The following is a 12,321-nucleotide window of genomic DNA, read 5'->3' as shown; positions in this document are numbered from 1 at the left end:
GGCACGTCCCCTCACGAGCGCCGCCGACTGCAGGTGCATGCGAGCTACGGCACCCGTCCGATTGTGGGTGCGGGGCCGCGCCGGTATGTCCGTCCTCGCTATCGTCCGGTGGCCGCGGGGTTGCTTCGGCACGGGAGTCCTGCGAACCGTGCTCCGGGCAGACAAACCGCCACGACCCCTCGGGCGCGCTCCCGGCTGCTGAAGAGTCGCCGCATCCCGAGGGCAGGGCCCCCTCACGCCAGTGTGGGTCGGGTGCGTGGCAGCCACAGTGGGTGTTCATGCCCCGCTCGTACGGATCGCCCAGCCGCCCCACTGCCGTAGGCACCCCCCACCCGCCCCGCTGCTCCATGCCCCCGCCCACCCCCATCTCGCTGCTCACCCGCCTGTCCCGGCGCCCCCCATCCGCCCTCCTCAACTCCCCGACACCGCAGGGCAATCGGGTGGGTGGGCGGGAGAGCTTGTTCGTGTGGGGGATGCGGGGATCGAGTTGGTGGGGAAGGCTTGTTCGGGGGCTTGTGCCGGTGGGGACTCCACCGTCCCACCGGCGATTGTTCTCGTCCAGAGGGCTGTTGTCGTGGGGGACGACGGGGAGTGCGGGGGCTGAGGCCACCGGCAACGGGTGCTCCGTGGCCTCCTCTCAGCGCCCCGGCTCGAAGCCGTACGCCAAGCGGTAGCTGTCCTCCTCGGGCAGGCCCTCCCCGCTCTCCCACTCCTCGTAGCGGAGCACCCGCCCGCCCTCCGTCGTCTCATGGAAGTGGACGGAGATCAGGCCCGGCGCCGCCCCCGGCAGCCCCTCCCCCTCACTGATCACGACCACCCCCACCACCCGCACGTCACCCGCCGCCCGCGCCACCCCACCCCGCAGCCGCGTCTTGTGCAGCCCGAGCCGTTCGATGCCCGGCACCGCCTTGTCGATCTCGGCGTTCCGCTCGTCCCTGCCGTGGGCGAAGAAGTCCTGGTACGCCTCGTCGTCACGCCAGTGCGAGCGATGCGCCACCGTCGAGCCGTCCGCACCGGCGTACACGGTGTACGAGAGCAGGCCCTCGTGCGGCCACGGACGGCTCCCCCAGGCCTCGGCGATGGCCTCGACCGTCGCCCGCTGCCGCTCCGCCGTACCCGTGCTCCACGTGCTGAGGAAGACGAGTCCGCCCTCCGCGCGGGCCGGGTCGGGGAGAGTCGTGGTGTCCGTGCGTGTCTTCGTCATGGGCTGCTGCTCCTTCAGTGTGTGCGCCGTACGCCGGTAGGCGGTACGCGGTACGCGGGTGGCTCCGCGTCCGTCACGTACACACTGCGACCTCAAGTTTGGTTGACGTCAAGCCCGTTCAGGCGAAGCCACCGGACCCAGATCCGGCCGCTTCGCCTCGCGGCCGTCGCCCGACGAGCGCCCCCTGACCCGTCGCCACAGCCACGGGCCCATGAACCCCGCGAACCATGCCGCCTCCGCCACCGCCGTCCGCAGCACGGACACCGCGGGCGGCGGTGGCAGCAGCGGCCGCACCCAGTCCTCGTGGCCGGGGACGCCCAGCGCGTCCGCCATCCCGGCGGCGATCCGGGCGTGGCCCAGCGGGCTCGCGTGCAGGCGGTCGACGCTCCACAGGCGAGGGTCCGTGGTGACCCGGTGCGGGAACGTGTCCAGGACGACGACTCCGTGGCGGTCCGCCGCCGCGCGGATGCGGGCGTTCAGGTCGAGGACGCGGGGCAGCGCCCTGCGCGCGAGCGGCGAGATCCGCCCGAGGTCAGGGAACGTCACCGTGGCCACACGCGCGCCCGCCGCGGTCAGCTCGGTGAACATGTCCTCGATGTCGCGCGCCACCTGAGCCGCGTCGAAGCCGGGACGCACCAGATCGTTCATGCCCGCCATGACCGTGACCAGGTCCGGGCGCAGCGCCAGGGCGGGGCCCAGTTGCTCCGCCTTGATGCCCGCCGTCAGCCTGCCCCGTACCGCGAGGTTCGCATAGCCGAACTCCGGGTTCCCCCCGGCCAGGATCTCGGCCAGCCGATCGGCCCAGCCGCGGTAGCCGCGGGTCTCGTCGCCGTCGCCGACACCCTCCGTCTGGCTGTCACCTATCGCGACATAGCGAGCGTACGAATGTGTCGTCATGGCCAGAGCCTCCCCCCGGAGTCAGGGCACGTCAACGCGGTGGTGACCGGGCGTGGACCCGGCGCCGGCCGCCGTCGACGCCGTGCCCGTGCGGCTGCGCGCCGGCCCCTTTGGGAAGTGGCCTCAGAGGAGGTGGCCGCCGCCGTCCACCAAGAGAACCTCACCGGTGATGTACGAGGCGTTCACCAGGTCGAAGACCGCGTCCGCGATGTCCTGCGGCCTGCCCACGCGACGCAGCGGGAGCCGCGCCGCCGTCTCCTCCATCGCGGACTCGATGCCCTCCACGCCGTCGAACCACGGGGTGTCGATCATGCCGGGCGCGACGGCGTTGACCCGTACGTCCGGGCCGAGCGTCTTGGCGAGCAGCTTCGTCATGTGGTTCACGGCGGCCTTGCTGACCGAGTACGGGATCGAGCTGCCGCCGGGGCGCACTCCCGCCTGGGAGGAGATCGTGACGATGCTGCCCGTGCCGCTCGCCCTGAGGTGCGGGACGGCGGCCGTGATCGTCTGCCATACGCCGATGACGTTGATGTCGTACAGCTCGCGCCAGACCTGGGGGTTGGCGGACTCGAAGTCGTCATGGGCGATGAAGCGCGTGGCTCCCGCGCAGTTGACCAGGATGTCCAGGCGTCCGTACGCGTCGACGGCGGACTGCACCAGGCGCTCGGCGTCGGTCTCGTCGGCGACGTTCGCCTGTACGTAGACGGCGTCGGGGAGTTCGGCGGCGAGTTTCTCGCCCGCCTCGACCGAGCGGGCGGAGTTGACCACCACCCGGACTCCGGCCGCGGCGAGGCGTCTGGCCACCTCCGCGCCGATGCCCGACGACGAACCCGTCACCAGGGCCACGCGCTTTTCTTCTGTCTCTGTTCGGTTGTCGCTCTTGTTCATCAAGCCTCATGCCCTTGTCATGTCGGCCTGCCGCGCCCCGCCGCCGATCATGCCAGACGGCGCGCGACTACCCCTTCTCCTCCCCCGCACCCTCTCCCGAGAGACGTGCCAACTCGCCCTGGAACAGGTCGAGCCTGGCCTGGAGCAGCGCCGCCTCCGCGACCAGCTCGGGCACCCCCATGGCCTCGGAAGGCGTCCCCGGCACAAAATCGGGGCGCGCCGCGGTGACCGTGAGGCCCTCCCCGGCGAGGCGGGCGAACTCCGCGAGCCGCAGCGACGCACGCCTGCCCGCGCAGCCGCCGCACGCTCCTTCGACCACCCGCCACCCGGGCCTGCCCCACCCCGCGTCCGCCAGGACCGATGCCCGCGCGCCGCAGCCGCACGGCCGCACGGTCACCGAGCGCACCCGCTGCCGCGCGTACCGGAAGCCGCGCTCGAAGCGGATGTACGCGCCGAGCACCGTCACCTCGAGCAGCGCCGCCCCGCGGTGCCCGCCGGTGCACAGGAGCGCCTGAGCCGCGGCCCGCTCGTGGACGCAGTGGAAGCCGCAGTCGCAGCGGCGGTGCGGGGCCGTGTGCCGCCGGCCGTAGACGCAGTGGGCCACGTCGAGCGTGCCGTAGGGCAGGGCCGCACCCAGGGAGATGCCGGTGAACCCGGCCCTGGCGCCGTCGTGGGACAGCGCCAGGCGGGCGATCTTGTATCCGGTCGGCGGCTCCTTCGGACGTTCCTCGGGGAGCCGCAGCCTCATCGTGCCGCCGACGCCTCGGCCGCCAACTCCTCGGCCACGGCCTTCTGTTCGGGCTCCGGAGCCACGTGCTCACGTACTTCCTGCCGCGGCTGCTCCCGCGGGGCTTCCTCGGCGATCCCGGTGGCGAGTGCTTTGCCCAGCCTCATGACGCCTCCTGTGGCCGGCGGCCCTGCGGCCGCCCGTCGACTACCGTCCGGCCCATGGTGGCTCATACGGGGGCGAGTTGGCACTAGGGAGTGTGCCGACCGCCCCCGGGGACCAGTGGGTCGGGGGCGTCCTGACGCGTGCGGTAGCCGTCCTGGAAGACGGTGGTGTAGACGTCGTCACCCAGAGCGAGACGAGCCTGCTCCTCACAGGTCCGCCGGGTGGCGATCCATTCGGCGACGCCGATCTGCGATGCGCCGAGTGTGTCCCACAACTGCTGCGCGAGGCCCAGGAGATGGGCGGTCTGCCGGGCATCGCCGGCCGCGGCCGCGGCCGCGCCGAGTACGTCCAGGGCGACCGCCATCCCGAGCGAGTCGTCGAGGCGCCGCTTGGCGACCCACGAGGCCCTGCCGTGTTCGAGCGCGGCCTGCACCCGGCCGCGGGCCAGCTCGGCGCGTGCGCACATGTAGTCGGCGAAGGCACGCGACCACTGCTCACCGTGCCGGTCGCAGTCGGCACGTACGTGCTCCAGCACGCCGACGGCCTCGTCGATGCGGCCTTCGCCGATGTACACCAGGCTGCGTACGAAACCGGCCGAGTGTGCGGGCTGGGCCAGCGGGGTGCACCGGTGCCGGTCAAGTACCGCCTGGGACAGGGTCGCTGCGCGTGCGTGGTCGCCGAGCATCACCGCCGCGATCGAGGCCAGGGTGTCGGCGCGGTCGGCCGTCGCCGCGCAGCCGAACCCGGCGCCCGTCGCCGCGATCTCAGGGACTCGCGCCCCTGCCGCCGCCGGCTCTCCCAGGGTGACGAGCACCAAGCCCTCGGCCCACAGGGCCTTGGCGCGCTCCGGACACGGTTCGGGGTCGGCGGCGATGGCCTGTGCCAGGTAGTACTCGCCCTCCCTCGGGAACCCGCAGGCGTGCCAGAAGAACCAGAGGTTCCCGGCCAGCTCCAGCGCGGCGTGTCCCACGGGCCGCAGCAGGCTGAGGTCCAGGGCGGCGCGCAGGTTGGCGTGTTCCGATGTCGTACGCGCGTACCAGGTGAGCTGCTCCGGGCCGAGCCACCCGGAGTCCGCCCGGTGGGCGAACGCGCGGTAGTAGGCGAGGTGCCGGTGGCGCAGGCGCTCCTCCTCGCCCAGTTCGCGCAGCCAGTGGGCGCCGTACTCCCGAAGCGTGTCCAGCATCCGGAACCGCTCCGAACCCTCGGGGCTCGGCCGCCAGTTGGCGACGGAGTTGTCCACGAGCACGCCGAGCAGCCGGGGGATGTCGTGACCGGGCAGGTGCTCGTCGGCGCAGACGGCGACGGCCGCCTCGGTGTCGAAGGACCCGGCGAAGACCGAAAGCCGTGCCCACAGCAGCCGTTCGGCCGGTGTGCACAGCTCGTGGCTCCAGCCGATCGTGGTGCGCAGCGCCCGATGCCAGGGGGGTGTGTCCCTGCCCGGTCGCGACCGGGAGGCCGGGGACGGTCCGGCGTCCGGCGTCTCGTCGGCGTCGTGCAGGACGCCGAAGCGGTCCGGCAGCCGCTCGAGAAGTTCGCCGACGGGGATCTCGCCCAGCCGGGCCGCGGCGAGTTCGATGGCCAGAGGCAGCCCTTCGAGGAGCTGGGAAAGGTGGACGACATCGGCCCTGTCGGCGGTGGACACAGTGAAGCCGGGCACTGTCTCCGCGGCCCGTTCGACCAGCAGCGTCACGGCCTCCGACGCGTCCATGTCTTCCCGGCCCCGGGGCACCGGCAACGGCTCCAGGGTGAAGACCTCCTCCGCCACGAGCCCGAGGCGGCGGCGGCTCGTGGCCAGGATCCGCAGTCCCGGCGCGGCACGCAGCAGGGCCTCGACGGCGATCGCGCACGTCTCGGTCAGGTGCTCGCAGGTGTCGAGCACCAGCAGCAGTTCCCGCTCGGCCAGGTAGTCGGCCACCACGTCGAGCATGGGCCGGGTGGACTGATCGGCCAGGGGCAGGGCTTCCGCGATCGAGTGGGCGAGGAGTGCGCCCTCCCTCAGCCCGGTCAGTTCCACCCACCACACACCGTCCGTGAACCGGGGCCACAGTCCGGCGGCCGTCCGTCGGGCGAGCCTGCTCTTGCCCACGCCGCCGACACCGGTCAGCGTGACGAGCCGGGAGCGGCGGCACAGCCGTTCCAGCTGCTCAAGCTCGGTGCTGCGGCCGACCATGCTGGTGGTCTCCGTCGGCAGGTTTCCCGGCCGGCGCTCAGTCGGCTCCATCGCTGCGCCTCCCTGGTTGCGGAGTCATGAGCCGCTCATGGGCGACGGGGGAATCGTGGGTCCTGCCCGCATCGCCCGTGGGCGTCGCGCAGCGGGGCTCACACATGATCAGGGCCAGGTCGTCCTGGAGCGCGCCTCCGGCGTGGGCGGTCGCCAGGGAGAGCAGGGCGTCGAGGCACTCCGGCAGTCGGGGCCGGCACGCGGCCTGCCTGACCCGGTCGTCCAGGGGGAGCATCGTCCCTTTCGCGTCGCGTGCCTCGCTCAGGCCGTCGGTGTAGAGCAGCAGCCGTTCGCCGACGCCCAGCCGGGCCCGTTGCAGCTGGGGCAGGGGGTCGAGCCCCAGCGGGGCCGACGGCCGGATCGGTGTCAGCGGCTCGGCGCGCAGGCCGATGCGCAGCGGGGCCGGATGCCCGCAGTTCACCAGCCTCACCTCGCCCGGTGCGAACTCGCCGAGCAGGACGGTGACGAAGTCCTCCGGGCCGAGATCGCCGCTGATCCGAGCGTCGAGGTGGGCGGCCAGGTCCACCAGGGCGGGCGTGCTGCAGGCGCCCTCACGGAACGCTCCGACCGTGGCCGCGCACAGCGCGGCGGCCTTCGGCCCGTGGCCCCGCACGTCCCCGATCAACACCCTTGGCCCGTACGGCGATGGGGCCAGGTCGTACAGATCGCCGCCGAGGCCGACTCCCGAGACGGCGCGGTACAGGGAGGAGAAGCCGACCCCGTCGACCTCCGCCCCCAGTGGACGCAGTACCGCGTCCCGCGAGCACTGTGCGACGTGGATCAGCTCGGCTTCCCGCCCGACGCGGCAGCGCGCACCGTAGACGGCCGCACCACCGCCGATGACCAGCAGGAGGCAGTCGAGGACGACGGCGGACGGGGAGACTCCGCCCGTCAGCCGCCACTCCGTGACGGCGCCGTGGGCTGTCAGGGCTCCGCTGGTGAGGACCACCCACATCTCCGGGGCCCACCACACCCCAAGGGCTTTTCGCCGAGCCGCAATTGCGCCCACCCCCTCACGTTCTGTGAGCGGGAGATTAGCGGGATCTCTCCCGTAGCTGGTGGTGTGGGCCGGAGGTGCCTCGAAATGACAGATCAAGGTCGGATGTCGCCACAATCTGTCACGGCATATGCCGGATGGGCGTACATCGGCGGGTGCTCCACCGCTGCCGGGAGGGGAGTCGGCGCAGCGGGACCACTGCCTCCCTGGGCGGCACCTCGACGGCCACCTCGTAGCATTCCTGTCGAACATCTCGTAGCAGAATTAAGTGGAGCTTCAGCGTCGATGTGCCGACACTGCCTCCATGGCCCCTCCCTCATCAGCGCTTCCCCTCTTCGGCCGCGCCCTCTGCGCGATGGTCACGCCCTTCACGGACGACGGTCTGCTCGACCTCGACGGCGCCCAGCTGCTCGCCGAGCGCCTGGTGGCCGACGGCTGCGACGGGCTCGTGCTCTCCGGCACCACCGGCGAGTCGCCCACCACGTCCGACAGCGAGAAGGCCGCGCTCGTGCGCGCCGTCGCCGAGGCGGTCGGCGACCGGGCCACGGTCGTCGCGGGCGTCGGCAGCTTCGCCACGCGGCACACCGTCGAGATGGCGCTACAGGCCGAGAAGGCGGGCGCGGACGGCCTGTTGGTGGTCACGCCCTACTACAGCAAGCCGCCGCAGGACGCCGTCGAGGCGCACTTCCTGGAGGTCGCCGACGCGTCCGGTCTTCCGCTCGCGCTGTACGACATCCCGGGGCGCACCGGCACCCGCATCGAGCCGGAGACGATGCTGCGCCTCGCGGAGCATCCGCGGATCGTCGCCGTGAAGGACTGCGCGTACGACCTGATGGGCAGCCAGAAGGTCATGTCCCGGACGGACTTAGCGTACTACACGGGCTGCGACGAGTTCATCTTGGCGCTGTACGCGGTGGGCGGAGTCGGCTACATCAGCACGGTGGCCAATGCGGTGCCCCGCCAACTCCGGGCGATCCTCGACGCGTTCGACGCGGGCGACACGGACGGAGCCCGGCGCCGTCAGCAACAGTCCATGGAACTCATCGAGTTGATGATGGGCTCTGGCCTTCCGGGCACGGTCACCTCCAAGGCACTGCTCGGCTCGCTCGGTCTGCCCGGCGGCCCGGTCCGCGCACCGCTGCGGCCCGCTGGCCGCGAGGCGACCGACGGGCTGCTGAGTGCGTACGAAGCGCTGCGGCAGGCGGACCTGGTGTCAGCGGGTGGCGAACAGGGGTGACCAGCGGCCCGGGTAGGTGTCAGACGCCTTGCGGAAGTCGCTCAGCGGCACGACCTTCTTGCTGCCGACCGTCACCAGCAGGAGCTGATTGCGGAACTCGCCCTTGCCGCCGCACTTCTTCGGGTCGCAGCCCCACGCGATGATCCGCTTGTTGTCGGCCCAGGCGAGCAGCTGCTGTCCGGGCACCTTGGTGATCTCCTTGCCGGTCCTCGGGTCGAGGACCGGTGAGCCCTTGTCGTTGCCGTCGCTCGCGAGCAGCTTGCCGTCGGGCGACAGGCCAGCCTCGGGCCAACCCGCGTACCGCTCGGCGGCGGGCTCCTTGGTCTTGTCGCCCTTCAGCGTGTACCAGGCGCGGTTCTCGCCGTCGGCCCCCATCGCCAGCTGTACGTAGAGCAGCTTGCCGTCGCGGCTCCACTCCAGGTCCTCGCGCGAGTTGCCCTCGAAGAAGCCGAACTCGCTGTCGGTCTTCTGCGGCAGTTCACGGAACGTGCCCACCTGGCCCGACGAGGAGTCGATCACGTAGAACCCGGTCCGGCTGCCGTGCCGCTGGGGTTCGTTGTCGGGGTGGTCGCCGGGCAGGTCGATGAGCCGGTCGGGGTTCTTGCTGTACGCGGTGGCGACCAGCTTGCTGCCGTCGGGTGACCAACTCACCCCCGCCACCTGGTGGTCGACCGGGATCCAGCGCGCCACCTTCCCGGTGATCAGGTCGAGGATGCCGATGCGCCGGGCGGGGAGTTCGCCCTCCAGGACGGCGGCGGTCCGCATGCCCGGCGCGACATCGATCCAGGCCCACTTCTCGGGGGCCTTCTCGTACTTTCCGGTCTTCTGGTCCAGGAGCCCGTACGTGCGGGTCATGAGCTCGTCGCCGCCGGGCTGCTTGGTGTTCTTGACGGTGTAGAAGGCCGCGAGCGCGGTGTTCCCCGCCGCGATCAGATCTCGCGGCGGCGACTGGTCGGGGTGGGCGATGACATCGCCGGGCTGCTTGTCGCTCGCCGGGCGTACGTCCTCGCCGCCCCCGTCGAGCGCGGGTACGCCCACCGCGGCGGCGACCACGGCCGCGGTGGCCACCGCGAGGCCGGCGATGGCCCGCGTCCTGCGGCGGCGCCGCACGGTCAGCACCCGGTCGGCGAACCCGGCGGGGGGCCGCATGCCGTCGTCCGCCTGCTCCCGGAGCGAGGCGCGCACCAGTTCTTCCACGTTCACGGCTGTACCTCCACGGACGACACGGGCGACACGGGCGAGTGGTCACGGGACGGCTGCCGGCCGGTGCCGGGGTCCGGCCCGTCGAGCGCCGCCAGTTCGGGGGCCAGGCCCCGCAGCTTGGCGAGCGAGCGGTGCGTGGTGCTGCGCACGGTGCCGACGGAGCAGCCGAGGAGCCGGGCCACGTCGGCCTCCGGCAGGTCCTCGAAGTAGCGCAGGACCAGGACGGTGCGCTGCCGCGTGGTGAGCCGGGCGAGCGCCGCCCGCATCACGATCCGCAGCTCGGCGGCGCCCGCGCCGTCCCGCACGGCGCTCTTCGGGCTCTCCGGCGGTTCGGCGACGGCCAGTTCGCGCCGCGGCCACTTCAGGCGCCAGCGGCTGACCTGCTGCCGGTAGAGGATCTGCCGGACGTACGCCTCCGGGTCGTCGATCCTGTGCCAGCGTCCCGCGGCCTTGACCAGCGCGTTCTGCAGCAGGTCCTCGGCCGCGTGCCGGTCGCCGCCGCTGAGCAGCACAGCGGTCTTCAGCAGCGCCGGCGTACGGGTCGCCACGAACTCCCGGAAGCTCTCCTGTGCCTGGGCATCCATCGTCACCTTCGCTCCCTGGCGGGCCTGGTGCCCCCCTCACCCATGAAGACGGTCCCGGGCGCCCCCGGCTATGCCTGCGTCCCGGAACGGAACGCGGAGGGAGCGGCCACCCCCGAGGGGTGGCCGCTCCCTGACGTACGGAATGTCAGCCCGCGGCGGGGAAGCCCCCGGCCTTGGTCCACAGGAGCGTGTCGCCGCCCCCGCTGAACGTGACCTTCTTGCCCCCGGCCGCGACGGCGATCTTCTCCCAGCCGTCGAAGTCCTTCGTGAGGTGCGTGGCCCACTTCGTCAGCGGGCCCGTGGCGACCGCGGCGACCGACTCGGTCGGCGGCTCGCCGTCGGCGCAGTACACACCGAAGTCCCCGAAGGCCGCGACGGTGCCGTCCTTGGCCTTGAGCGTGATCCCCTGGCAGGCGTCGGTCTTCGTCTTGTGGACGAGTGCCGACTTGGACCAGCCCTTGGTCTTGGGGCTGTAGTCCTGCACGAGGAGCCCCTTGCCCTTCATGTAGTGCATCGCCACGCGGCGCCCGTCGGTGAGCTTGACCTGGGCGTTGAACGGGCTCGGGCTCCCGCTCCACGGGATGTCGCTCTTCTCCAGGGGATGGCCGTGGTCGCCGGTCGAGATCCGGCTCGCCCCCTGCGCCGCCCCGCTGCCGACGCCCGCGCTCTGACCGCACCCGGCCACCAGCGCGAGCGCCACCGTTCCACTGAGGGCCAGGGCCCGGACACCCGCTCGCTGCATGTCGCTCTCCTTGTCTCCGGCGCGACATACGCGCGCATGACAGGGCAGCCTACGCAGGCACGGCGGCCCCAGGGGAGTCACCGGGCCCGTCCGCACCACGCGAAAGAGCGCCCTCCGGCTGACCGGAGGGCGCTCTCGACAAGCGGAGGTGCTCAGTTGTGGCTGTGCAGCACGTCGTTCAGGCCGCCCCACACCGCGTTGTTCGGGCGGGCCTCGACGGCGCCGGTGACCGAGTTGCGGCGGAAGAGGATGTTCGAGGCGCCGGAGAGCTCGCGGGCCTTGACGATCTGCCCGTCGGGCATGGTCACCCGGGTCCCGGCGGTGACGTAGAGCCCGGCCTCGACGACGCACTCGTCGCCGAGCGCGATGCCGACGCCCGCCTCGGCGCCGATCAGGCAGCGCTCGCCGATGACGATGCGGACGTTGCCGCCGCCGGAGAGGGTGCCCATCGTGGAGGCGCCGCCACCGATGTCGGAGCCGTCGCCGACGACGACACCGGCGGAGATGCGGCCCTCGACCATGGAGGTGCCGAGCGTGCCCGCGTTGAAGTTCACGAAGCCCTCGTGCATGACGGTCGTGCCCTCGGCGAGGTGCGCGCCGAGCCGCACGCGGTCGGCGTCGGCGATGCGGACGCCCTTGGGCGTGACGTAGTCCGTCATGCGCGGGAACTTGTCGATGGACGTCACGGCGAGGTGCAGGCCCTCGGCGCGAGCGTTGAGGCGCACCTTCTCGACGTCGTCGACGGCCACCGGGCCGAGCGAGGTCCAGGCGACGTTGGGCAGGAAGCCGAACTGGCCGTCCAGGTTCAGGCCGTGCGGCTTCACCAGGCGGTGGCTGAGCAGGTGCAGACGCAGGTACACGTCGTGCGCGTCGAGCGGCTTGTCGTCGAGGGACGCGATGACCGTACGTACGGCGACGATCTCCACGCCACGGCGGGCGTCCTGGCCGATCGCCTTGGCCGCGCCCTCACCGAGGAGCTGCACGGCGCGCTCGGCGGTGAGCCGCTCGGAGCCTGCGGGGCCCGCTTCGGCGACGAGCTCGGGCGCGGGGAACCAGGTGTCGAGGACGGTGCCGTCGGCGGTGACGGTGGCGAGGCCTGCGGCGACGGCGCCGGTGGTGCGGGAAGCGTTCGTGTCGGTCATGGGGAAAACCTAACCGGCGGCGCGCCGCGCGGGCGAACCGGTCTCAGTGACCGGGCCGCGACGTGGGGAGGACCGTGCCCCGGACGGGGACAGCTGCGTCCCGGATCGCCGGACGCGTCCCGCCGTCCGCGGCGGTCAATGGCCCGCCGGGGACGGCGGCGCGCCGCGCGGGCGAACCGGTCTCAGTGACCCGGCCGCGACGTGGAGCGGACCGCACCGACGACGGGGACGCCCGCGCACCGGCTCACCGACGGCGGCCCGCCGTCCGCGGCGGTCAATCGCCCGCCGGGGACGGCGGCGCGCCGCGCGGGCGA

General features: G+C 72.5%; 12 protein-coding genes. 1 reads left to right on the top strand and 11 read right to left on the bottom strand.

All coding sequences use genetic code 11. The features are described 5' to 3' along the window. Positions 1–637: 637 nt before the first annotated feature. From M4V62_RS31880 to M4V62_RS31850, 7 genes are all read right to left on the bottom strand, one after another. Positions 638–1,204 (bottom strand): hypothetical protein, encoded by a 567-nt coding sequence (locus M4V62_RS31880; RefSeq protein WP_249590646.1) that lies wholly within the window; start codon positions 1,202–1,204, stop codon positions 638–640. Between the two features lie 108 nt (positions 1,205–1,312). Next, positions 1,313–2,101, bottom strand: a complete 789-nt coding sequence (locus M4V62_RS31875; protein ID WP_249590645.1) for an SGNH/GDSL hydrolase family protein — start codon at positions 2,099–2,101, stop codon at positions 1,313–1,315. 123 nt (positions 2,102–2,224) lie between these two features. After that, on the bottom strand, positions 2,225–2,989 hold the full coding sequence (locus M4V62_RS31870; RefSeq protein ID WP_249590644.1) for an SDR family NAD(P)-dependent oxidoreductase: 765 nt from the start codon (positions 2,987–2,989) through the stop codon (positions 2,225–2,227). Positions 2,990–3,056: 67 nt separating this feature from the next. After that, a complete protein-coding gene (locus tag M4V62_RS31865) occupies positions 3,057–3,737 on the bottom strand; it encodes a hypothetical protein (protein ID WP_249590643.1) in 681 nt (226 codons plus the stop codon). Then, positions 3,734–3,883 (bottom strand): hypothetical protein, encoded by a 150-nt coding sequence (locus tag M4V62_RS31860; protein ID WP_249590642.1) that lies wholly within the window; start codon positions 3,881–3,883, stop codon positions 3,734–3,736. The genes M4V62_RS31865 and M4V62_RS31860 overlap by 4 nt, the downstream gene beginning before the upstream one ends. Before the next feature lie 83 nt (positions 3,884–3,966). Next, positions 3,967–6,102 carry an ATP-binding protein gene (locus tag M4V62_RS31855; protein WP_249590641.1) on the bottom strand — a complete coding sequence of 712 codons (2,136 nt, stop codon included), beginning with the start codon at positions 6,100–6,102 and terminating at the stop codon, positions 3,967–3,969. After that, positions 6,089–7,051 carry a PP2C family protein-serine/threonine phosphatase gene (locus tag M4V62_RS31850; protein ID WP_249590640.1) on the bottom strand — a complete coding sequence of 321 codons (963 nt, stop codon included), beginning with the start codon at positions 7,049–7,051 and terminating at the stop codon, positions 6,089–6,091. Before M4V62_RS31850 ends, M4V62_RS31855 begins: the two co-directional genes overlap by 14 nt. 352 nt (positions 7,052–7,403) lie before the next feature. On the opposite strand from M4V62_RS31850, the gene dapA reads away from it, so the two are divergent. Then, positions 7,404–8,336, top strand: a complete 933-nt coding sequence (gene dapA / locus M4V62_RS31845) for a 4-hydroxy-tetrahydrodipicolinate synthase (RefSeq protein ID WP_249590639.1) — start codon at positions 7,404–7,406, stop codon at positions 8,334–8,336. On the opposite strand, the gene M4V62_RS31840 is transcribed toward dapA, so the two are convergent. The 4 genes from M4V62_RS31840 to dapD all read right to left on the bottom strand — a co-directional run bounded on the left by M4V62_RS31840 (position 8,313) and on the right by dapD (position 12,007). Next, positions 8,313–9,539, bottom strand: coding sequence for a WD40 repeat domain-containing protein (locus M4V62_RS31840; protein WP_249590638.1), 1,227 nt, complete (start codon positions 9,537–9,539; stop codon positions 8,313–8,315). The two genes, dapA and M4V62_RS31840, sit on opposite strands and share 24 nt — an antisense overlap. Continuing rightward, positions 9,536–10,123, bottom strand: a complete 588-nt coding sequence (locus tag M4V62_RS31835; RefSeq protein ID WP_249593096.1) for a SigE family RNA polymerase sigma factor — start codon at positions 10,121–10,123, stop codon at positions 9,536–9,538. The genes M4V62_RS31840 and M4V62_RS31835 overlap by 4 nt, the downstream gene beginning before the upstream one ends. A gap of 145 nt (positions 10,124–10,268) precedes the next feature. Next, complete coding sequence (locus M4V62_RS31830; protein ID WP_249590637.1) at positions 10,269–10,865, bottom strand: hypothetical protein; 597 nt, start codon at positions 10,863–10,865, stop codon at positions 10,269–10,271. Between the two features lie 152 nt (positions 10,866–11,017). Then, on the bottom strand, positions 11,018–12,007 hold the full coding sequence (gene dapD, locus M4V62_RS31825) for a 2,3,4,5-tetrahydropyridine-2,6-dicarboxylate N-succinyltransferase (RefSeq protein ID WP_249590636.1): 990 nt from the start codon (positions 12,005–12,007) through the stop codon (positions 11,018–11,020). Positions 12,008–12,321: the final 314 nt, after the last annotated feature.

Source organism: Streptomyces durmitorensis, from assembly GCF_023498005.1.
Classification (GTDB): Bacteria; Actinomycetota; Actinomycetes; order Streptomycetales; family Streptomycetaceae; genus Streptomyces; species Streptomyces durmitorensis.
The sequence above is the reverse complement of the archived record's forward strand: the minus strand, read 5'-3'. Positions and strand labels throughout refer to the sequence as shown.